This window comes from Nocardioides zeae (assembly GCF_030818655.1).
GTDB classification, from domain to species: Bacteria; Actinomycetota; Actinomycetes; order Propionibacteriales; family Nocardioidaceae; genus Nocardioides; species Nocardioides zeae_A.
Genome location: NZ_JAUTAN010000001.1, coordinates 2,561,885 through 2,582,499, shown reverse-complemented (window position 1 = coordinate 2,582,499; position 20,615 = coordinate 2,561,885). Strand labels below are relative to the sequence as shown.

The window sequence follows — 20,615 nt, the reverse complement described above, 5'->3', positions numbered from 1 at the left end:
CGCGGCGCGTCAGGCGGGAGGCACGCCGTCGCGCAGCTCGCGCACGACGGAGTCGACGACCGCGACGAGGTCCCCGCCGGCGGCGGTGATGGCCCGCTGGCGCTGGTACGACGCGCCGCGCCGCGGGATGTCAGCGACGCTGCGGAGCTCGTCGGCGCACCCGAGCCGCCGGGCCACGGGCTCGAGCCGGGTCAGCAGGTCGTCGAGGTCGTCGGTCACCAGGCGCTCGTTGGAGGCCGCGTCGAGGATGATGATCGCGTCGAGGCCGTAGCGCGCGGTGCGCCACTTGTTCTCCTGCACGTGCCACGGCGGCAGCACGGTGAGGGTCTCCCCGGCGGCGAGCCGGGTGTCGAGGTCGACGACGAGGCAGTGCACGAGCGCCGTCAGCGCGGCCAGCTCGTCGAAGTTGGAGACGCCGTCGCACACGCGGTTCTCGATGGTGCCGAGGTGGCTGGCGGGGCGCACGTCCCAGCGGATCTCCGAGAGGTCGTCGATGACCCCGGTCGTCATCTGGTCGTGCGCGAAGGCCTCGAACTCCTCCCAGCGCTCGAACTGGAAGGGGAGGCCGGCAGTGGGCAGCTGCTGGAACATGAGGGCCCGGTTGGAGGCGTAGCCGGTGTCGGTGCCCGCCCAGACCGGAGAGGACGCCGAGAGGGCCTGCAGGTGGGGGTAGTAGGTGAGCAGCCCCGACAGCACCGGCATCACCCGCGCCTGCTCGGGCAGGCCGACGTGCACGTGCACGCCCCAGATGAGCATCTGGCGGCCCCACCACTGGGTGCGGTTGATGAGCTCCTCGTAGCGGTGGCCCGGCGACAGCTGCTGGGTCGACCACGACGCGAAGGGGTGCGTGCCCGCACCGAACAGGTCGGCGTCGTGCTCCGCGGCGGCGGCGGCCACGACGTCGTACGTCGTGCGCAGGTCGGCCATCGCCTCCCCGACGTCGTCGCAGACCCCGGTCACGAGCTCGACGGTGTTGCGGAGCAGCTCGGCGTGGAGCAGGTGGGGCTGCTCCAGCCGTCCGTGGGCGGTGGTGAGCACCTCCTGGGCCCGGCTGACGAGGTCGCGGGAGGTCCGGTCCACGAGGGCCAGCTCCCACTCGACGCCGAGCGTCGGGCGAGGCGACCCACGGAAGTCGATGCGCACGGGAGGAGCCAACCACAGGAGGCCCCTGGTACGCCCGTTTCGGTCGCGGGCGAGCGGCAGGCATCATGCGGGACGTGGCTGCCGAATCCCTCGACGCACGGACCCTCAACCTCACGCTGGACCTCAGCCTGCGGGTGGGGGAGGTGCTGCTCTCGTCGGGTGCGGGCGCCGCCGACGTGACGGCCACGATGCAGTCGCTGGCCCGCCACCTCGGCGTGCGGCACCCCGAGATCGACGTGACGTTCACCTCGCTCTCGATGTCCTACCAGGCCGATCCGGGCGAGCCGCCGATCGTGCAGATCCGCCAGGTGAAGCAGCGCGACATCGACTACGACGACCTCACCAAGGTCGACCGGCTGGTGACCGCCGTGCTGACCGACGAGATCGACCTCGTGGAGGCGCGGTCGCGGTTGGCCGGCATCGTCTCCTCCGGCCACGGGTCGCCGCGGTGGCTCGTCACCGTCGCCTGGGGGTTCATGTGCGCCGGGGTCACCCTGCAGCTCGGGGGCACCCTCGTGGTCGTCGGGCTCGCCCTCGTGGCCGCCGTGCTCATCGACCGGGTGCAGCTCGCGATGGCGCGGCGCCGGCTGCCGACCTTCTACCTCCAGGTCGCCGGCGGGCTCGTGGCCGCTGTGCTGGCCACGGGCATCGCCGCCGTCGTCCCCGACGTCGACGTGTCGCTCATGGTGACCGCCAACATCATCATGCTGCTCGCGGGGATCGGGTTCATGGGCGCCATCCAGGACGCCCTGACGGGGTTCTACGTCACCGCCAGCGCCCGCATCCTCGAGGCGCTGCTCGCGACGGCGGGCATCATCGCCGGCGTCAGCGGCGGTCTCACGCTGGCGTCGGTCGTGGGCGTCGAGATCACGAGCGTCGACCCCGGACGCGCGGGCTGGGTCGGCGTCGGCATGCTCGCCCTCGGGTCCGCGGTCTGTGCCGCGGCCTTCGCCGGGGCCACCTACGCGCCGCGCCGCTCGATCCTGCCGCTCGCGGTCGTGGCGTCGCTGGCGATCCTGCTCTACTCCGGCGTGCGGGAGGCCTCCGACAGCCGGGTCTGGGCCGCCGGCATCGCCGCCTTCGGCATCGGTCTCGTCGCCTACGGGGTCGCCGGCCGGGTGCGCGTGCCGCCGCTCGTCATCGTCGTCCCGGCGATCGTGCCGATGCTGCCGGGCCTCACGATCTACCGCGGCCTCTCCCTGCTCGCCGAGGGTGGCGGCTCCACCTCGCCCGGCCTGCTGGCGCTCGTGCAGGCGGCGTCGGTGGCCGTGGCCCTCGCCTCCGGCGTGATCCTGGGGGAGTACGTCGCCCAGCCCCTCAAGCGCGAGGCCGCCCGCCTCGAGAACCGGCTGTCCGGCCCCCGTCTCGTCGGGCCGCTCCGGGCCCGGGCCGCGCGTCGCGGCTGAGCGGTCAGCCCCGGCCGGCCCGGCTGAGGAAAACGCGGACCGGGTGCGCCCGGAGATCCGCGTTTTCCTCATCCTGGCCGGGCCCGGTCCGCGTTTTCTTTCCCCAGGTCAGCCCGGGGGCGGCAGGTCGGTGCGCGTCGAGCGCCAGCGCGGGTCGTGGCGCACGAGGCCGACCGCGGCGGCGAGCAGCAGCACGCCGCCTCCCCCCGCCAGGTACGGCGCGACCAGCGCCCAGCGCAGCAGCGCGGCCTGGTAGCCCGTGAACGCGAGGCCACCGGCGGCGTCCGACCCGGCCGCCCGCACCTCGCGCGCGTCCAGGGTCGCGCCCGGGCGGGGCTCGTCCCCGCCGTACCGGTTGCTGACCTCGCCCGTGACGGGCTCCCCGCCGTCGTACGCCGACCACGTGGCCGCGCAGGTCACCGGACGTCCGGGCGGGGGACCGGTGCGGCAGGCGGCGTCGGCCGGCACGGAGACCTGCACGACGTGGTGCTCCGTCCACCCGGCGGCGGTGCCGTGCATGAACCACCACACGGGCCCGCCGGCGAGGAGCAGGAGCGCCCCGAGGACCGCCACGCCCTCGAGGAGGCGGACCAGCCCGGGACGCTCCGGCGGGCGGAGGTGGACCGGCAGGTCCGGCGCGCCGCTCACCGCAGCCCCCGCAGCACCCCGAGCCAGTGCGCCACCGTGGCGCGGTCGAACGGCGGCTCCCCGTTCCGCACCGCGGCCAGCGTCGCGCTGCTCGAGGCCTCCGCGGCGGCGACGAGCTCGGCGGGGTAGCCGAAACGCACGCGGTGGTCGGCGAACTCGTCCTCGTCGTCGACGAACACCGTGCCGTCCGCCCGTCGGATGACGTCGAGGTCGAGGTCGACGGACCGCAGCACCGGCACCGCGCCGGACAGGTCCCACCGCGGCGGGGTCGCGACGTCGACGTACACGTCGCACCACAGGCCGCTGTCCAGCAGGGCCGCAACGCGGTGCTCGGCGGTGATCCGCACCACCTTGTCGACGGCCGAGTCGAAGACGGCGCCCGGGCGCTCGTGGTGGGTGCCGGCCGGCACCCCGAGCCAGGTGCCCTCGGCGTCGGAGCCCAGGATCACCGCGTCGTAGCGCCAGTGGGGCGTGCCGCCGTGCTTGCTCATCTCGACGCGCACCGCGTCGCCGGCAGCCGGGGTCATGGCTCCGTTCTACCCCCTCGGGTGCGCGCACGCTCGGGGGACCGGACAGGATGGCTCGACGTGGTGACCGACGAACGCACGCGGACCGTCCCGACCGGAGCGGTCCGACCGAGGAGGGGCGCCCTCGCCGTCGCCGTGGGGGCCGCGCTCCTCGTCGTCGTCGCCACGGTCGTGGTCCGCCTGTCGGCCACGCCGGTGGCCGCCCTCTCCGCGGCCGGGCTGCTCGCCCTCCTCCGCGGAGGCCTGCCGTGGCGGGCGCTCCGCACCCCCCTCGACCTCGCGGTCGCCGCCGGACTGGGGGCGGGCGTCCTGGCGTTCTGGATCAACGGCCACGGGGGCAGCCGGCTGTGGGCGCACCTCGCGTTCGCCCTGGCCTTCTACCTGCTCGTCGGCGTGCAGGTCGCCTGGCGACGCGGCCGCACCGTCCTCGCGCTCGCGGCGGCCGCAGCCGTCGGGACGACGGCGCTCGTGGCCGTCCTGCAGTGGGTGCTGGGGCTGGACACGGGCTACTGCCGCGCGGAGATCGTGGGCGGGGCGGACAGCTGCGAGCGCACCGTCACCGCGGTGCGGGTAATCGGCACGCTGACGAACCCCAACCTGCTCGCCCCCGTGCTGGTGCTGCTCGTGCCGGTCGGGTGCGTCGCGCTGCGGAGCACCCTCGGGCCCCGGGTCGGCCGGCGGTGGGCGCAGGCGGCGGCGCTCGCCCTGGGGGCGCTCGGCACGACCGCTCTCGTCATGACCCTGTCGCGCGGCGGCCTCGTGAGCCTCGTGGCGCTGACGGTGGCCGCGCTGGCGCTGCGGAAGCCCTCGTCGCGCACCCTCGTCGGCTCGGCGCTGGGCGTGGCGGCGGGCATCGCCGTCGCCCTCGGCACGCTGCTGGCCCGCTTCTCGCTGGGGCCGCGCACCGAGGTGTGGAAGGTGTCGCTGGAGCTGGTGCGCGAGCACCCGTGGGGCGTCGGCCTCGGCCGCTCGGGGCCGTTCATCGATGCGCGGATCCCGGGGGACCAGCGGTTCTACCACTCCCACAACCTGTGGCTGACGTGGCTGGTGGAGGCCGGGCTGCCCGGCCTCCTGGCGGCGGTGACGCTCTCCGTCGTCCTGGCCGTGCTGGTCGTGCGCGGGGCGCGCCGTCGGGACGCACTCAGCATCGCCGCCGGCGTCGGGCTGGCGGGCTTCGCGGTCATCAGCCTGTTCGACAACCCGTCGTTCCGCACGACGGTGGCGGTGCCCCTGTGGACGGTGGTGGCGATCCTCGTCGCCGGCGAGCTCGGCGCTCGCCGGCGACGGGAGTCAGCCGGTGGTGCGGTCGATCAGGGCAGCACGCGCTTGGCGCCGAACGCGAACACGTCCTGGTAGCGGGCGCCCAGCAGCTTGCCGATGTGGTGCAGCGCGTGGGCGTCGGCGCCGATGAGCAGGCGCGGCTGGTTGCGCAGCACTGCCTTCACGATCGCGGCGGCGGCGTCCTCGGGGGAGGTGCGGGCGAGCTTCTTGTCGAACAGCTTCGCGAGGGCCTCGAGGTCGTCCCCGTCGGTCACGCGACCGTTGCGCACGATGCCCGTCTTGATGCCTCCCGGGTGCACGGCGGTCACGCCGACCTTGTGCTTGCCGATGAGCATCTCCTCGCGGAGCGCCTCGGTGAAGCCGCGCACGGCGTACTTCGTCGAGTTGTAGAGCGTCTGGCCCGGCATCGAGATGAGCCCGAAGAGCGACGACAGGTTGACGACGTGGCCGTCGCCCGAGGCGATGAGGTGCGGCAGGAACTCCTTGGTGCCGTTGACGACACCCCAGAAGTTGATGTCGACGATCCACTCCATCTGCTCGTAGCTCATGTTCTCGAAGTTGCCCGTCATGGAGACGCCCGCGTTGTTGACCACGACGTTGACGCGGCCGAACTGGTCGGCCACGGCCGCGGCGTAACCGGTGATCTCCTCGCGCTTCGCGACGTCCAGCGTGTCCGAGCGCACGGCGCGGGCGCCGGCGGCCTTGACGAGCTCGACGGTCTCCGCCAGGCCGGCCTCGTTGACGTCGGAGATGGCGACGTGCGCCCCCCGACCGGCGGCGTTCACGGCCAGTGCGCGTCCGATGCCGGAACCGGCACCGGTGATCACGACGACCTTGTCGTCCAGGGACTTCATGCGGTCACGACCTCTCGATCGGGGGTGGTGGGGGTGGTGGTTCCGGTCTCCCGGGCCGGAGAGGCATCGGGAGCAGCAGTGGTGGCCGGCACCGGGCCGGTCACCGTGTAGGCGCGGGTGTCGAAGGTGCGCAGCCCGAGCCGGAAGCTGACGGTCGAGCGGGGCCAGAGGGTCGTGTTGCGGCCGTGCTCGTCGAGGTACCAGCTCGCGCAGCCGCCCGTGCTCCACACGGTGCGGCTCATCCGGCGGTGCAGCCGGCGGTTCCACTCGTCCTGCGCGTCGCGGCGGGGCTCGACCGCGGCGTACGAGTTCTGGGCCATGACGCGCAGGGCGTCGCGGATGTAGGCCACCTGCGACTCGATGACGAAGACCATGGAGGAGTGGCCGAGCCCGGTGTTGGGCCCGACGACCTGGAACAGGTTGGGGAAGCCGTGGATGGTCGTGCCCCGGTAGGCCTGCATGCCGCTCTCGGCCCAGACGTCGGCGAGGGTGCGGCCCTCCCGGCCCACGATCTGGTGCGCGATGGGCTGGTCGGTGGTGTGGAACCCCGTCGCCACGACGAGCACGTCGATCTCGCGCTCGGTGCCGTCGGCGGTCACGATCCCCGTCGGCGTGATCCGGGCGATCGGGTCGGTGACGAGCTCGGCGTTGTCGGCCGCGAGCGCCGGGTAGTAGGTGTTCGAGATCAGGATCCGCTTGCAGCCGATCTTGAAGTCGGGGGTGACCTTGCGGCGCAGCTCGGGGTCGGCGATGCCGGAGCGGATGTTGGCGCGGGCCATGAGCTCGGCCGGCTTCGCGATGTCGGGGAGCATCGTGAAGGCGGGCACGTAGGTCTCGCGGCCCCAGTAGATCGCCGTGCGGTAGAGCCGACGGAGGCCGGGGACCTTGGCCAGGGCGAGGCGCTCGAGCCCGGGATAGGTGCGGTCGTGCCGCGGGATGACCCACGGCGCGGTGCGCTGGTAGACGTCGAGGTGGCCCGCCACCTGCTGGAGCTGCGGCACGATCTGGATCGCGGAGGCGCCGGTGCCGATCACGGCGATCCGCTTGCCGGCGAGGTCGGCGTCGTGGTCCCAGCGGGCCGAGTGGAAGATCTGGCCGCCGAAGTCCTCGATGCCTGCGATCTCGGGGAGCTTGGGCTCCGAGAGGCCGCCGGCGCCGGAGACGAGCACGTCGGCGGTGAGCGACCCGGCGCTCGTCGTGACGTCCCAGCGCTGGTGGGCCTCGTCCCACGCCGCGTGCTCGAGCGACGTGGAGAACACGAAGCGGTCGAGCACACCGGAGGACGCGGCGACGCGGTCGAGGTAGGCCTTGATCTCGGGCTGCGGCGAGAACGAGCGCGACCAGTCGCCGGGGGCGAACGAGAAGCTGTAGAGCTGGCTCGGCACGTCGCACGCCGCGCCGGGGTAGGTGTTGTCGCGCCACGTGCCGCCCACGGAGTCGCCCTTGTCGACGACGAGGAAGTCGCGCCCGTCCTCGTCGAGGCGGACCGCGGTGGCGAGCCCGGCGAAGCCGGCCCCGACGACGAGGACGTCCACGTGCGCGGGGAGGGGTCCCCGGAAGCCCTGAGTGCTCATGGACCGAGCGTGGCACGCTGTTGAACGAAGGTCAATAGCCAATTGGAACGCAGTTCAGTAGAGTGCCGCCCATGTCCGCCGCGTCCGCCCCGTCCGGTTCGCCCCGCGTCCGCCTCGATCCCGCCACCCGCAAGGAGCAGCTGCTCGACCTCGGTGTCGAGCTGCTCTCGACCCGCGACCTCGACGAGCTCTCGATCGACCTCCTGGCCGAGCGGGCGGGCATCTCGCGCGGGCTGCTCTACCACTACTTCGGCAACAAGCAGGAGTTCCACGAGGCCGTCGTGCGCCGGGCCGCCGCCGACCTCATCGCCGTCACGGCGCCGGTCGAGGAGGGGGACATGGGCGCGCGCCTCCTCGTCTCCCTCGACCGCTACCTCGCGTTCGTCGAGGCCAACCACCGGGGCTACGTCTCCCTCGTACGGGCCGCCAACGGCAGCAACCCCGTCATGCGGGAGATCTACGAGGAGGCTCGCGCGGCCCTCACCGACCGCATCTTCGCGACCGCCGGCGAGCAGGGGCTCGCGGAGTTCGGGGTCGTCGACACGTCGGCCGTGCGCCTGTTCGTGCGGGGCTGGGCGGTCCTCGTCGAGGACGTCGTCATCCGCTGGGTGGAGGACCCGGCGGGCGTGGCCCGCGACGACCTGCTGCTGTCGCTGTCGGCGATCCTGGCGCAGGTGGCTGTCAGCGCGCCTCCGGTGCGACCGGAGGCCTGAGGGCCCGCGCTTCCCCGACGTCGCTCCCGGATGAGAGCCTGACGCGGTGTCCTGGCAGATGACCGCGGTCGGCGCCCTCATGCGCCTGACGCGCAAGCGCTCCTTCGCCGACCCCGAGGGTGGTGCCGCGCTCCTCGCGCGACCCAAGAGGACCCCGGTGCCGCCGCCCGCCGTCGTGCGCCGGGTCGACGTCGCCACCGAGGTGGTCGACGGGTTCGACGTCTACTCCGTGGTGCGGAGCGGCACGCCCGTCGGGCAGCGACCCGTCGTCGTCTACCTCCACGGCGGCGCCTACGTGAACGAGATCGTCAAGCAGCACTGGCAGCTCGTGGCCCGGATCGCCGAGGAGCTGGACGTCGAGGTCCAGGTCCCGATCTACGGCCTCGCCCCCCAGCACGACGCGGCTGAGGCCCGCGCGCTCGTCGCGATCGTCCTGCAGCGGCTCGTCGCGGAGGGTCGCGCGGCGTACCTGATGGGGGACTCCGCCGGCGGCGGCCTCGCGCTCGTCGGGGCCCAGGACGAGGTGGAGCGGGCGACGGCCTCGGCGAGCGCGCCCCCGTCGACGCTGCGCGGGCTGACGCTCATGGCCCCCTGGCTCGACCTGTCGATGGCGAACCCCGCGATCGACGCCGTCGAGGCGACCGACCCGTGGCTGGCGCGGGCCGCGCTGCGGGAGGTCGCGCGGGTGTGGGCGGCCGGCACGCCGCTGGACGACCCCGCGGTGAGCCCGTTGTTCGGGTCGACCGAGGGCCTGCCCCGCGTCGAGCTGTGGGTCGGCACGCGTGACGTGACCCAGCCCGACTGCCGCCTGCTCGCGCAGCGCCTCGCCGGCACGGGGGAGGTGGGCTACCACGAGGTGGCGGGCGCGATCCACGTGTTCCCGATCCTGCCGGTCCCCGAGGGGCGGCGGGCCGTGGTCGAGATCCTCGGCCACGTGGCGCGCGACCTCGGTGTCGCGGCGCCCGTCGGTCGCAGTTGACTTGTTGTCGGTCTGACAACTAGCGTCGCGGGGTGGCGTACCGCAGCGAGTTCCCCGTCTTCTACCTGACCGTCGACGTCGTGGTCTTCGCGGTGCTCGACGGTGTGCTCGCGGTGCTGGTGGTGCGCCGCGGCGAGGACCCGTACGCCGGGCGCTGGGCCCTGCCCGGCGGCTTCGTCGGCGACGGGGAGGAGCTCCTCGACGCCGCGCGGCGCGAGCTCGTCGAGGAGACCGGCATCGTCGGCGACGGCCTCGCCCTCGAGCAGCTGAAGACCTTCGGCGCTCCCGACCGCGACCGCCGGCCGCACCGCGTCGTCAGCGTCGCCTACCTGGCCGTCACCCCGCACGCGGAGGCCACGACCGCCGGGACCGACGCTGAGGAGGCCGTCTGGCGGCCAGTCGACGAGGTCGCCGGCACCCTCGCCTTCGACCACGACGAGATCCTCGCGACGGCGCGGGAGCGGGTGGCCTCCAAGCTCGAGTACACCCGCCTCGGCCGGTCCTTCCTCCCTCCGGAGTTCACGCTCGCCCAGCTGCGCGGGGTGTACGAGGCCGTGTGGGGCCTCGACATCGACCCCGGCAACTTCCAGCGCAAGCTGCGCTCGGCCCGCGACTTCCTCGAGTCGACCGGCACGTCGGCCAAGCCGGCCGGGGGCCGTGGCCGCCCCGCCGAGGTCTTCCGGCCCATCGGCGAGCCGTTCGACAAGCTCGCGACGCCCATCTTCCGCAGCGCGATGTGAGGTGGGGCGGGCGGCCCTTCGGGGGGCTGTGCGCACCCCCCAGCCCGTGTAACGCGGTGTCCGGGTCACTGTGCACGTGGTCTACCCCTTCCACAGTGACCCGGACACCGCGTTACACCCGGGGGAGGGCCGGCGCCCGCCGCAGCCGCCGCACCCCGCGCAGGTCCTCGACCGCCGTGCGCACGATGTCGACGCGGCTGTCGGGGTCGTCGACCCAGTCGACGGGCACCTCGTGGATCCGCAGCCCCGCCCGCTCGGCCAGCACGAGCAGCTCGGTGTCGAAGAACCAGGAGTCGTCCTCGACGAGCGGGAGCAGCGCCGTTGCCGCGTCGGCCCGCACCGCCTTGAACCCGCACTGCGCGTCGCGGAACCGCACGTGCAGCGCGTGACGGAGCAGGAGGTTGTAGCCACGCGAGATGACCTCGCGCTTCGGTCCGCGGCGTACCCGCGACGTCGGGCTCAGCCGCGACCCCACCGCCAGGTCGGAGTGCCCCGAGACGAGCGGCGCGACGAGGGGGAGCAGGGCGCGCAGGTCCGTCGAGAGGTCGACGTCCATGTAGGAGAGCACGGCGGCGTCGGACGCGCTCCACGCGGCCTTGAGCGCGAGCCCCCGGCCCTTCGCCTCGAGGCGGCGGTGCCGCACCCCGGGGTACGCCGCGGCGAGGCCCGCGGCGACCTGCGGCGTGGCGTCGGTCGACGCGTTGTCGACGATCGTCACCCGCCAGCTCCACGGCAGCGTCGCCAGGTGGGCGGTGAGCTGCGCGACGGCCCGGGGGAGCGCGCGCTCCTCGTCGTGCACGGGCAGGACCACCTCCAGCAGCGGGCTCACCGGACCCCGCCTGCGAGGTCATAGAGGGTCACGCCGTCCACGGTCGTGGCAGTGAAGTTCTCCTCCACCCACGCGGTGATCGCGCTGGCCGTGCTGTCGGTGTCCCCACCCCCGGCACCACCGCCGGCAGCACCGCCGGGACCTCCGCCGAGCCGGCCGCCGCCCGCGACGAACCAGTGCACCTGGCCGTTCGCGACGTACGTCTGGAACTCCTCCAGCGTCGGGCTCGGATCGGTGCCGTTGAACCCGCCGATGGCCATCACCGGCTCCTCGCTCGCGAGCTGGTAGCCCGACGCCGAGTTCGAGCCCACCGTCGCTGCGGCCCAGGTGAAGGCGTCCGCGTCCTGCTGGAGCAGCGCGGTGACGGCCGCCGTCGGCTCGCTGCCCTCGAGCAGGCCGCCGACGGCGCCGCCGCCTCCCGCGCCGGTCCTGCCGCGTCCGGCTCCGGGGCCCGTGCCGCCCGCCGTCGCGGGGCCGGCCGTGACGATGGAGCCGGTGTGGGGGGTGCCTGCGGTCGCGACGGAGTACGCCGCGGGCCCGGCCAGCGCGGCGACGACGGCGACGCCCGCCACGGCCGTGGCCACCCGACGGGGCAGGTGCCGCGCGCCGACGACGAGGAGCGCGGCGGCGAGGCCGACGACCGCCACCGTCCAGCGCAGCCACGGCATCCAGCCGCTCCGCTCGAGCAGCACGAACGCCCAGGCCGCCGTGAGCGCCAGCGTGCCGCCGAGCACGCCCGCCGCGACGAGGGAGGCGTGGGCCCGCCAGAGGACCCAGGCGCCGACGGCCGCGAGGAGGGCGACGGCGGGCGCCAGGGCGACGGTGTAGTACTCGTGGAAGATGCCCTGCATCAGGCTGAACGTGGTCCCGGTGACGAGCAGCCAGCCGAGCATGAGCACGAGCGCGGCCCGCACCGACCGCGCGCGCTCCAGCCCCCGCGCGAACCACAGGCCGGCGACACCGAGCACGAGCGCGGCCGGCAGCAGCCAGGAGGCCTGGTCACCGAGGGCGTCGGTGAACAGGCGCAGCGGGCCCGGTGTGCCCCAGCCGCCGCCCCCGCCGACGGATCCCTCCTCGTCGCCGTCGAGGCGGCCGAGCCCGTTGTAGCCCAGGGCCAGCTCGAGGATCGAGTTGTCCTGCGAACCGCCCACGTAGGGCCGCGACCCCTCCGGGACGAGCTCCACGATGGCGATCCACCAGCCACCCGCGACCACCATCGCGGCGAACGCCACGAGCAGGTGCCCGACCCGCTTCCACCAGGGCACGGTGGCGAACAGCGCGTACGCCGCGGCCAGTGCCGGCAGCACCAGGAAGGCCTGCAGCATCTTGGCGAGGAAGGCCAGCCCGACGAGTGCCCCACCGAGCGCGAGCCAGCGCACGGGGTGGGCGCTCTCCAGGGCGCGCAACGTCGCGCAGGCCGCGGCCAGCAGGAGCAGCACGAGGGCGGCATCGGGGTTGTCGAAGCGGAACATCAGGGTGGCGACCGGCGTCAGGGCGAGGGCCGCGCCCGCGAGCAGACCGGCCCCCGCCGAGCCGGTGGCCCGCCGGACCGTGGCGTGCAGCAGCGCCACGGCGCCCACGCCCATGAGAGCCTGCGGCACGAGCAGGCTCCAGGACGACAGCCCGAAGAGCCGGATCGAGAGGGCCATCGGCCACAGCGACAACGGCGTCTTGTCGACGGTGATCGCGCCCCCGGCGTCGGAGGCGCCGAAGAAGAACGCGGACCACGACTCCGAGCCGGCCTGGGCCGCCGCGGCGTAGAACGAGTTGGCCCAGCCGGACGCGCCCAGGTCCCACAGGTAGAGCAGCGCCGTCCCCACCAGCAGGACGGCGAGGCCGAGGCGCTCGGCGGTGCGGCCCGAGATCGGGCGGGTGGCCGTGCGGGGGACCGGGTCGTGCCGGGTCTCCGCGGGATCGGCCGACCGTGCGGCGAGGCCGGGCGAGGTGGCGGTCGAGTGCATGGCCCCGACCCTCGGGGCCCGTGCTGGGTGCCGCGTGGGCGCGGTCTGTGGGGAGGCTGTGAGCCGCGTGCGGCGTACGGGGGCGGTCGGCCCGAGGCGAGGAAAGTGCGCGGGGGTACGGCGCGGGCGAAGGAAAACGCGGACCGGAAGGCCTGCCTGGTCGGGGCGGTTTCTAGTGGTCGGTGCAACACGGCTGTGGGGGTTGTGTTGCGGGATCAAGAAGCGGCGCGTGCGCGGGGTCTGGGGCTGTTGGCGGCCGGGGTCCCGGCGAAGCAGGTGTCCGAGTTGCTGGGGTGGGATCGAGACACGGTGGCTTCATGGGCCACAGTCGCTGGCATGCGACTGCGCAAGGGCCGCCACGGCGGTGTTGTCGGTGCCCATCCACCCCCGCTGGACGGTGACTGGGTCGATGAGCACGGCCGGTTGAGCCAGGCCGGGCGGGCCTTGATCCAGATCCGTCGCAGCGAGGGACGGTGTCCAGCACGGATCGCTGCCGAGCTCGGGGTGCACCGCAGCACGGTGGGACGCGAACTGGCCCGCAACACCCGCCTGGGTCGCTACCACGCTGCTGCAGCGCAGGTGATGACCGAGCAGCGCCGGCCCCGGCCCCGCCCGTCCAAGCTCGCAGTTCGTGCAGACACCGGCGTGGATGCGGGTGTGGATGCGGGTGTGGATGGGGGTGCCGGTGAGGTGCTGCGCGCAGCGGTGCTGGTCCGGTTGAACAACCGGTTCTCACCCGTGCAGGTCAGCCAGGATCTGCGGCGGTGCTATCCGGGGCGCGACGATATGCAGGTGAGCCACGAGACGATCTACCAAGCGCTCTACGTGCAGGGCAAGGGATCGCTGCGTGAGGAGCTGAAGGTCGAGAAAGCGTTGCGCAGCGGCCGCACCAGCCGTCGGCCCCGCTCGGCGCTGCCCCCACGGTCCAACCGGTCCTGGATCGGTGCCGAGGCCCACATCAGCCACCGCCCACCCGAAGCCGCCGACCGCGCCGTACCCGGGCACTGGGAGGGCGACCTCGTCATCGGCGCCGGCGGGCGTTCGGCGTTGATCACCCTGGTCGAACGCTCGACCCGCTACGCCCTGATCCGACGGCTGCCGCTGACCCACGACGCCACCACCGTCGCAGCTGCCCTGGTCACGATGATGACCAACCTGCCCGAGTCGTTGCGCCGCTCGCTGACCTGGGACCAGGGCAGCGAGATGGCCGCGCACACCACCTTCACCCTGGCCACCGGATGCCCCGTCTACTTCGCCGACCCCCACAGCCCCTGGCAACGCGGCACCAACGAGAACACCAACGGACTCGTGCGCGACATCCACTCCCAAGGGCACCGACTTCAACCACGTCAGCGACGCCGACATCACCGAGACCGAACGCCTCCTCAACATCCGCCCCCGCCAAACCCTCAACTGGGACACCCCCGCCGATAGGCTCCAACAACTACTCAACGTTGCACCGACCACCTGAAGCCGCCCGGCGTGTCGCGTCTTCGGGTCCGCGTTTTCTTCCTCCGAGGTCGGGCGGCTCGCGCCGGCCCGGAGCTACCTCACCGGTCGATGTCGAGGTTCCGGGTGTCGCGGCCGACCGCCAGGGCGAGCAGCGTGATGAGACCCATCGCCGAGAGGTAGACCCCGACCAGGAACGGGCTGCCGTCGGCGGCACCCCACAGCCACACGGCGATGAACGGGGCGACGGCGGCGCCGAGGATGGAGCTGACGTTGTAGGACAGCCCCGAGCCCGTGTAGCGCACGTTGGTCGCGAAGAGCTCCGGCAGCAGGGCGCCCATCGGGCCGAAGGTCAGGCCCATCAGGCTGAACCCGAGCAGCAGCCAGGCCATGACGCCGACGTCGCCGGCCTCGAGGAGCGGCACCCAGCAGAGGCCGAAGACGATGATGCCGGTCGTCACGACGAGCAGGTGGGCGCGGCGTCCGAAGCGGTCGGCGACCGGGCCGGAGACCATGGTGAAGATCCCGAAGAAGACCACGCCGACGATCATCATGAGCACGAAGCCGTTGTAGGTGTAGCCCAGACCGGGCACCTCGGCGTCGGTCGCGGCGCGGCCGTAGCTCAGCGAGAACGTCGTCATCAGGTAGAAGAGCACGTAGGTCGCGAGCATGTAGAACGTGCCGAGCACGAGCTCGCGGCCGTGGGTGCGGACGACCTCGCCCAGCGGCAAGCGGGTGACGGTGCCCTTGTCGACGGCCCGCTGGAAGGCGGCGCTCTCGACGAGCCGGAGGCGCACGTAGAGGCCGACGACCACCATGACGGCCGAGAACAGGAACGGGATCCGCCAGCCCCACGACAGGAACATGTCGGACGGCGTCGACGGGTCGTCGGACGGCATGGCCGCGGCGATGGCGAGGAACAGGCCGTTGGCGAGGATGAACCCGAGGGGGGCGCCGAGCTGGGGGAAGGTGCCGTACCAGGCGCGCTTGCCCTCCGGCGCGTTCTCGGTGGCGACGAGCGCCGCACCGCTCCACTCACCGCCGATGGCGAAGCCCTGCGCGAGGCGCATGAGCACGAGGAGCAGCGGGGCGAGCCAGCCGACGAGCGCGTACGTCGGGAGCAGGCCGATCGCGAAGGTCGCGATGCCCATCGTCAGCAGCGACGCCACGAGGGTCACCTTGCGGCCGCGACGGTCGCCGAGGTGGCCGAAGAAGACGGCGCCGAGGGGGCGGGCGACCATCGCGGCGCCGAACACGGCGAACGAGGCCAGCAGCGCGGTCGTGTCGTTGCCCGCCGGGAAGAAGAGGTGCGGGAAGACCAGCACCGCCGCGGTGGCGTAGATGTAGAAGTCGTAGAACTCGATCGTCGTGCCGACGAGGCTGGCGACGAGCACCCGCGAGCGCGGGTTGGCGGGCTCGGACGTGGCGTCGGAGGCGCGCTCGGGGGTGGGCGGGGTGGCGGACTGCTGGGCGGTGGTCATCGTTCTTTCCGGCCGGGGAGGGGACCGGGGCACGCTACGCCCGACGTCTCGCTGAGCGGGAATCCGGTCTCGTCGGGCGACGGACCCGACCGGGTCAGGCCCCGCCCAGGTCGTCCAGCTCGTCGCGTCGCTCCGCCATCTCCCGCACGAGGGCCGACATGAACGCGATCGCCGCGGGACGTCGCAGGGCCCGCGGCGGCAGCAGCGCGACGAACGTCTTCGTCATGCGCACCTCGTCGGGGAGCAGGCGCACCAGGCCCGGCGTCGCGCGGGCGAGGAAGTCGGGAAGCAGGCCGACGCCGCCCCCGGCGACCGTCAGCTCGTGCTGCACCAGCACGCTCGTCGAGCCGAGCCGCACGGCGTCGACGGGGATGCCGGCCTCGGTGAGCCCGAGCTCGTCCACGCGCTGGAGGGCGTCGATGTAGTAGACGATCGGGTGCTCGGCCAGGTTCGCCGCGGTCACCTCGCCGGCGCGCTCGAGGTAGGACGGCGCGGCGTAGAGCGAGAGGCGGTAGTCGGTCAGCGGCGTGACCTCGAAGCCCCGCGACGGCGGCGTGCCCACCCCGATCTCGACGTCGACGCCCGTGGCCTGGCCGAGCGGGCGGGTGGCGGCGACGAGGTCGAGGCTCACCCCGGGGTGGGCCCGCTGCAGGCGCGCCATGGCGGGCGCGACGAAGACGGCGGCGAAGGCCTCGGTCGAGGCGATGCGCACGTGTCCGGCCACGTCCCGGTCCGGACGCGCGGCCTGGGCGGCGGCGTCCATGGCCCGTGCCACCTGCTCGGCAGCCGGCAGGATCGCCCGGCCGAGCGCCGTCAGCTGCACGCCCGAGAGCGACCGGTCGAGCACCCGGTCGCCGAGCTCCTTCTCGAGGCTGCCGATGCGCCGGGAGACGGTCGTGTGGTCGATGCCGAGGGCCACGCCGGCCTGCACGAACGAGCGCGCGCGGGCCACCTCGAGCAGGATCAGCAGGTCGTCGGCGCGCACGGTCCGGACCCTAGTCGAGGCCACCGGGGGTCGTGCATTTCCGCACAGGCACCCCGCCCGACCCGTCATTGCGCCCCCGTCGCGGAGCGCCCAGCATGGGCCGTCGAGTGGTCCGCGTCACGCGACGTCCGTCACGTCGCGGACCACCTCCACCCCCGTACGACAACCCTCGTAGAAAGCAGCACGCATGCGCATCGGCTGGATCGGACTGGGCAACATGGGCGCCCCCATGAGCGGGCGGCTCGCCGCCGCGGGCCACGACGTCCACGGCTACGACCTCGTGGACGAGGCACGCGAGGCCGCCGCCGCGCTGGGCGTGACGGTCGAGGACACGGTGGCCGCGACGGTCGCCGGGGCCGACGTCGTCGTCACGATGCTCCCCCACCACGACATCGTCCGCGCCGTCCTCGACGGCCCCGACGGCGTGCTCGCGCACGCCGAGCCGGGCGCGGTCGTCATCGACTCGTCCACGATCGACATCGACGCCGCGCGCTCCCTGCACGCGTCGGTCTCCGCCGCCGGCTTCCGCTTCCTCGACGCCCCGGTCTCCGGCGGCATCTCGGGCGCGGCCGCCGGCACGCTCACCTTCATGGTCGGCGGCGACGTGGCCGTGCTCGAGGAGGTGCGCCCCGTCATCGAGGTGATGGCGGGCCGCATCTTCCACACCGGCGGACCGGGCAACGGCCAGGCCGCCAAGCTGACCAACAACATGATGCTCGGCATCACCCTCGCCGCCACGGCGGAGGGCGCGGTGCTCGCCGAGCGCCTCGGCCTCGACGCGCGCACCTTCTGGGAGATCGCGCAGGTGTCCTCGGGCGACAGCTGGGCGCTGCGCACCTGGTACCCGGTGCCCGGCGTCGTCGAGACCGCCGCCGTCAACCGCGACTTCACGGGCGGCTTCGCCACCGCGCTGCTGCGCAAGGACCTCCAGCTCGCGCTCGCCGCGGGGGAGTCCACCGCGACCGCCCTCCCGTTCGCCACGGCCGTCCGCGACCGGATGGACCAGCTCGTCGAGCTCGGCCTCGCCGACCGCGACTGCTCCGTCCTCGTCAAGCTCGTCGGCGGCGAGCTGTCCTCCCCGGCGCGCGACGAGGCCGTCGCCGCCACCCTCAGCCAGGAGACCACCGCGTGACCACCAGCACCACCCCGACCAGCGCACCGAACGTCCCCCCGGCCGGTCGCTCCAACCTCCGCAAGGTCGTCGCCGCCTCCATGGCCGGCACGATCGTCGAGTGGTACGAGTTCTTCGTCTACGCGACCGCGGCCATCCTCGTCTTCCCCGCCCTCTTCTTCCCCGAGAGCGACCCGACGGTCGGCACGATCGCCGCCCTCGGCACCTACGCGGTCGGCTTCATCGCCCGCCCGATCGGCGGCCTCGTCTTCGGTCACTACGGCGACAAGTTCGGCCGCAAGCGCCTGCTCCAGCTCTCCCTCGTGCTGGTCGGCGTCTCGACGTTCCTCATGGGCGCACTGCCGACCCACGCCCAGATCGGGTACGGCGCGGCCGTGCTCCTCGTGCTGCTGCGCTTCGTGCAGGGCTTCGCCGTCGGCGGCGAGTGGGGCGGCGCCGTGCTCCTTGTCGCGGAGCACGCGCCCGACAACCGCCGCGGCTACTGGGCCAGCTACCCGCAGGCCGGCGTGCCGGTCGGCAACCTCATCGCCACGCTCGTGATGCTCGGCCTGTCGGCGGCGCTGAGCGAGGAGGCGTTCCTCAGCTGGGGCTGGCGCATCGCGTTCTTCGCCTCGGCGATCATCGTGCTCGTCGGCTGGTACGTGCGTACCAAGGTCGAGGACGCCCCGATCTTCAAGGCCGCCGTCGAGAAGGAGGAGGCCGAGAAGGCGTCCCGCTCGACCGTGCTCGACGCCATCAAGTACCGCCCGAAGCAGGTCGTCGTGGCCATGGGCCTGCGCTTCTGCGAGAACATCATGTACTACATGGTCGTCACGTTCACGATCTCGTACCTGCGCCAGGACCACATCGGGTTCGACGTCCAGCACGTCCTGCTGCTCCTGCTCGTCGGCCACCTCTCCCACGTGTTCGTGGTGCCGACCGTCGGCCTGCTCTCCGACATCTACGGCCGGCGCCCGGTCTACCTCGTCGGCGTGCTCGGCACCGCCACGTGGGGCTTCTGGGCCTTCCCGATGATGGACACCGCCAACGACCTGCTCGTCGTCGTCGCCATCGTCGGGGGCCTCGCCATCCAGGGCCTCATGTACGCCCCGCAGCCGTCGCTGATGTCGGAGATGTTCCCGACCCGCATGCGGTACGCCGGGGTGTCGCTCGGCTACCAGGTGACCGCGATCGTCGCGGGCTCGATGGCGCCGATCATCGCCGTCGCGCTGCTCGACGAGTACGACAGCACCACGCCCATCGCGATCTACCTCGCCGCCGCCGCGCTCGTCAGCCTCGTCGCGCTCGCCTTCGCGCAGGAGACGAAGGGCAGCTCGCTCACCGCCCTCGACGACGAGTACGACGCGCGCTGAGCGCTCCCGACCACCGATCCCGAACGACCCAGGAGTGAAGATGACCCAGACCATCGAGACGCCGTCCGGCGACCACCTGATGCTCATCGGCGGCGAGCGCGTCGCGGCCGCCGCCGGCGAGTGGATCGACGTCACGTCGCCCGGCCGTCGCGGCCTCTCGCTCGGCCGGACGCCCCGGGCCCGCGAGGAGGACGCCGACCGCGCCGTACGGGCGGCCCGCGCCGCCTTCCCCGCGTGGCGCGCGACCCACTTCAAGGACCGGCAGCTCGCGCTGCTCAAGGCGGCCGACGCGCTCGAGGCGGCGGCCGAGGAGCTGGCGCAGCTCACCGCCATCGACACCGGCAACGCGCTGCGCCCCCAGGCGCGCCCGGAGTCGCAGACGCTCGTCGCGCTGTTCCGCTACTTCGGTGGCGTGGCGGGCGAGTTCAAGGGCGTCACGCTCCCGGCGGGCGACGACCAGCTGCAGTACACGCGCCGCGAGCCGCTCGGCGTCGTCGCGGGCATCCTGCCGTGGAACTCGCCGCTCATGATCGCCGCCATGAAGGTGCCGGCGGCGCTCGCGGCCGGCAACACGATCGTGCTCAAGGCCGCGGAGGACGCGCCGCTCACCATCATCCGGATGGCGGAGCTCGTCGCGCCGTACCTGCCGGACGGCGTGCTCAACGTGCTCACCGGGTACGGCGCGGAGGTCGGCGAGGCGCTCGTGCAGCACCGCGGGGTCGACAAGGTCTCGTTCACCGGGTCGAGCCGCGTCGGCCACCACGTCGCCTCGGCGGCGGGGGAGCGGCTCGCGCACGTCTCCCTCGAGCTGGGCGGCAAGAGCCCCAACATCGTGTTCCCCGACGCGGTTGCGGGCGACCGCCTCGCCGCCACGGCGACCGGCGTGCTCACCGCGATGCGCTTCACCCGCCAGGGCCAGTCGTGCACCGCCGGCTCGCGGCTCTTCGTGCACCGCGACGTGTACGACGCGTTCCTCGCCGAGCTGGTCTCCCAGGTCGACCGGCTCGTCGTCGGCGACCCGCTGGACGAGGCGACCGACATGGGCGCGATCATCAACCAGAAGCAGTTCGACCAGATCAAGTCGTACATCGCGGACGGCCGCGCGCAGGCCGGCGTCGAGGTGCCGCTCGACCGGTCCGAGCAGGTGCCGGACGGCCTCGACGGCTTCTACCAGGGCCCGACGATCTTCTCGGCGGTCTCCAACGACTGGCGGATCGCGCAGGAGGAGATCTTCGGCCCCGTGCTCGTGGCCATCCCTTGGTCCGACCGCGACGAGGTCGTCCGGATGGCCAACGACTCGCACTACGGGCTGGCGGCCTACGTGTGGAGCCAGGACCTGACGGCCGCGCTCGACACGGCCCACCGGATCGAGTCCGGCTGGGTGCAGGTCAACCAGGGCGGCGGCCAGATGGTCGGCCAGAGCTACGGCGGCTACAAGTCGTCGGGCATCGGGCGCGAGTTCTCGATCGAGGGCGCGATGGAGTCGTTCACGCAGATCAAGCAGGTCAACGTGAAGCTGGGCTGACCCCGCCCCGCCCCGCGTGGGACCGTCACCGGCCCG

The 20,615-nt window shown here is 73.3% G+C and carries 18 protein-coding genes; 9 read left to right on the top strand and 9 right to left on the bottom strand.

Translation table 11 applies throughout. The features are described 5' to 3' along the window. Positions 1-9 precede the first annotated feature (9 nt). Positions 10-1,143: a glutamate--cysteine ligase gene (locus QE405_RS12285; RefSeq protein WP_307201100.1), complete on the bottom strand. Its 1,134-nt coding sequence runs from the start codon at positions 1,141-1,143 to the stop codon at positions 10-12. A gap of 74 nt (positions 1,144-1,217) precedes the next feature. Here QE405_RS12285 and QE405_RS12280 point away from each other — a divergent pair, with 74 nt between their 5' ends. Continuing rightward, on the top strand, positions 1,218-2,549 hold the full coding sequence (locus QE405_RS12280; protein ID WP_307201098.1) for a threonine/serine exporter family protein: 1,332 nt from the start codon (positions 1,218-1,220) through the stop codon (positions 2,547-2,549). A 108-nt stretch (positions 2,550-2,657) separates the two neighbouring features. On the opposite strand, the gene QE405_RS12275 is transcribed toward QE405_RS12280, so the two are convergent. Both QE405_RS12275 and QE405_RS12270 read right to left on the bottom strand, forming a co-directional pair. Then, on the bottom strand, positions 2,658-3,197 hold the full coding sequence (locus tag QE405_RS12275; protein ID WP_307201097.1) for a hypothetical protein: 540 nt from the start codon (positions 3,195-3,197) through the stop codon (positions 2,658-2,660). After that, the gene (locus tag QE405_RS12270; RefSeq protein WP_307201095.1) at positions 3,194-3,724 is read right to left on the bottom strand and encodes a DUF402 domain-containing protein; all 531 of its coding nucleotides are present in this window, start codon (positions 3,722-3,724) and stop codon (positions 3,194-3,196) included. Before QE405_RS12270 ends, QE405_RS12275 begins: the two co-directional genes overlap by 4 nt. 63 nt (positions 3,725-3,787) lie before the next feature. On the opposite strand from QE405_RS12270, the gene QE405_RS12265 reads away from it, so the two are divergent. Then, on the top strand, positions 3,788-5,080 hold the full coding sequence (locus QE405_RS12265; protein WP_307201093.1) for an O-antigen ligase family protein: 1,293 nt from the start codon (positions 3,788-3,790) through the stop codon (positions 5,078-5,080). Here QE405_RS12265 and QE405_RS12260 read toward each other — a convergent pair. Together QE405_RS12260 and QE405_RS12255 are read right to left on the bottom strand one after the other, a co-directional pair. After that, complete coding sequence (locus QE405_RS12260; protein WP_307201091.1) at positions 5,035-5,859, bottom strand: SDR family NAD(P)-dependent oxidoreductase; 825 nt, start codon at positions 5,857-5,859, stop codon at positions 5,035-5,037. The two genes, QE405_RS12265 and QE405_RS12260, sit on opposite strands and share 46 nt — an antisense overlap. Beyond that, on the bottom strand, positions 5,856-7,433 hold the full coding sequence (locus tag QE405_RS12255) for a flavin-containing monooxygenase (protein WP_307201090.1): 1,578 nt from the start codon (positions 7,431-7,433) through the stop codon (positions 5,856-5,858). Before QE405_RS12255 ends, QE405_RS12260 begins: the two co-directional genes overlap by 4 nt. A 71-nt stretch (positions 7,434-7,504) precedes the next feature. On the opposite strand from QE405_RS12255, the gene QE405_RS12250 reads away from it, so the two are divergent. Genes QE405_RS12250 through QE405_RS12240 form a run of 3 tightly spaced genes read left to right on the top strand, consistent with a single transcriptional unit; the run spans position 7,505 to position 9,865 of the window. Continuing rightward, complete coding sequence (locus tag QE405_RS12250) at positions 7,505-8,146, top strand: TetR/AcrR family transcriptional regulator (RefSeq protein ID WP_307201088.1); 642 nt, start codon at positions 7,505-7,507, stop codon at positions 8,144-8,146. 46 nt (positions 8,147-8,192) lie between these two features. Then, on the top strand, positions 8,193-9,125 hold the full coding sequence (locus tag QE405_RS12245; RefSeq protein ID WP_307201086.1) for an alpha/beta hydrolase fold domain-containing protein: 933 nt from the start codon (positions 8,193-8,195) through the stop codon (positions 9,123-9,125). A 32-nt stretch (positions 9,126-9,157) separates the two neighbouring features. After that, positions 9,158-9,865, top strand: coding sequence for an NUDIX hydrolase (locus tag QE405_RS12240; RefSeq protein ID WP_307201084.1), 708 nt, complete (start codon positions 9,158-9,160; stop codon positions 9,863-9,865). A gap of 112 nt (positions 9,866-9,977) precedes the next feature. Here QE405_RS12240 and QE405_RS12235 read toward each other — a convergent pair whose 3' ends face one another. Together QE405_RS12235 and QE405_RS12230 are read right to left on the bottom strand one after the other, a co-directional pair. Further along, positions 9,978-10,694, bottom strand: coding sequence for a dolichyl-phosphate beta-glucosyltransferase (locus QE405_RS12235; RefSeq protein ID WP_307201082.1), 717 nt, complete (start codon positions 10,692-10,694; stop codon positions 9,978-9,980). After that, complete coding sequence (locus QE405_RS12230; RefSeq protein WP_307201080.1) at positions 10,691-12,655, bottom strand: ArnT family glycosyltransferase; 1,965 nt, start codon at positions 12,653-12,655, stop codon at positions 10,691-10,693. The genes QE405_RS12235 and QE405_RS12230 overlap by 4 nt, the downstream gene beginning before the upstream one ends. Positions 12,656-12,991: 336 nt before the next feature. Here QE405_RS12230 and QE405_RS12225 point away from each other — a divergent pair, with 336 nt between their 5' ends. Next, positions 12,992-14,089 carry an IS30 family transposase gene (locus QE405_RS12225; RefSeq protein ID WP_307201077.1) on the top strand — a complete coding sequence of 366 codons (1,098 nt, stop codon included), beginning with the start codon at positions 12,992-12,994 and terminating at the stop codon, positions 14,087-14,089. A 116-nt stretch (positions 14,090-14,205) separates the two neighbouring features. Here QE405_RS12225 and QE405_RS12220 read toward each other — a convergent pair whose 3' ends face one another. Both QE405_RS12220 and QE405_RS12215 read right to left on the bottom strand, forming a co-directional pair. Further along, positions 14,206-15,585, bottom strand: coding sequence for an MFS transporter (locus tag QE405_RS12220; protein ID WP_307201075.1), 1,380 nt, complete (start codon positions 15,583-15,585; stop codon positions 14,206-14,208). A gap of 94 nt (positions 15,586-15,679) precedes the next feature. Further along, complete coding sequence (locus tag QE405_RS12215) at positions 15,680-16,570, bottom strand: LysR family transcriptional regulator (RefSeq protein ID WP_307201073.1); 891 nt, start codon at positions 16,568-16,570, stop codon at positions 15,680-15,682. A gap of 187 nt (positions 16,571-16,757) precedes the next feature. Between QE405_RS12215 and mmsB the strand changes: the two genes are divergently transcribed. The 3 genes from mmsB to QE405_RS12200 are packed head-to-tail and all read left to right on the top strand — an operon-like array spanning position 16,758 to position 20,579. Beyond that, a complete protein-coding gene (gene mmsB / locus QE405_RS12210; protein WP_307201071.1) occupies positions 16,758-17,702 on the top strand; it encodes a 3-hydroxyisobutyrate dehydrogenase in 945 nt (314 codons plus the stop codon). Beyond that, the gene (locus QE405_RS12205) at positions 17,699-19,054 is read left to right on the top strand and encodes an MFS transporter (protein ID WP_307201069.1); all 1,356 of its coding nucleotides are present in this window, start codon (positions 17,699-17,701) and stop codon (positions 19,052-19,054) included. Before mmsB ends, QE405_RS12205 begins: the two co-directional genes overlap by 4 nt. 40 nt (positions 19,055-19,094) lie before the next feature. Continuing rightward, positions 19,095-20,579, top strand: coding sequence for an aldehyde dehydrogenase family protein (locus tag QE405_RS12200; protein WP_307201066.1), 1,485 nt, complete (start codon positions 19,095-19,097; stop codon positions 20,577-20,579). Positions 20,580-20,615: the final 36 nt, after the last annotated feature.

Coding starts and splice junctions, on each gene's coding strand:
- QE405_RS12220 (WP_307201075.1), bottom strand. CDS start 15,585: ATGACCACCGCCCAGCAGTCCGCCACCCCGCCCACCCCCGAGCGCGCC.
- QE405_RS12225 (WP_307201077.1), top strand. CDS start 12,992: ATGCGACTGCGCAAGGGCCGCCACGGCGGTGTTGTCGGTGCCCATCCA.
- mmsB (WP_307201071.1), top strand. CDS start 16,758: ATGCGCATCGGCTGGATCGGACTGGGCAACATGGGCGCCCCCATGAGC.
- QE405_RS12255 (WP_307201090.1), bottom strand. CDS start 7,433: ATGAGCACTCAGGGCTTCCGGGGACCCCTCCCCGCGCACGTGGACGTC.
- QE405_RS12270 (WP_307201095.1), bottom strand. CDS start 3,724: ATGACCCCGGCTGCCGGCGACGCGGTGCGCGTCGAGATGAGCAAGCAC.
- QE405_RS12230 (WP_307201080.1), bottom strand. CDS start 12,655: ATGCACTCGACCGCCACCTCGCCCGGCCTCGCCGCACGGTCGGCCGAT.
- QE405_RS12250 (WP_307201088.1), top strand. CDS start 7,505: ATGTCCGCCGCGTCCGCCCCGTCCGGTTCGCCCCGCGTCCGCCTCGAT.
- QE405_RS12200 (WP_307201066.1), top strand. CDS start 19,095: ATGACCCAGACCATCGAGACGCCGTCCGGCGACCACCTGATGCTCATC.
- QE405_RS12260 (WP_307201091.1), bottom strand. CDS start 5,859: ATGAAGTCCCTGGACGACAAGGTCGTCGTGATCACCGGTGCCGGTTCC.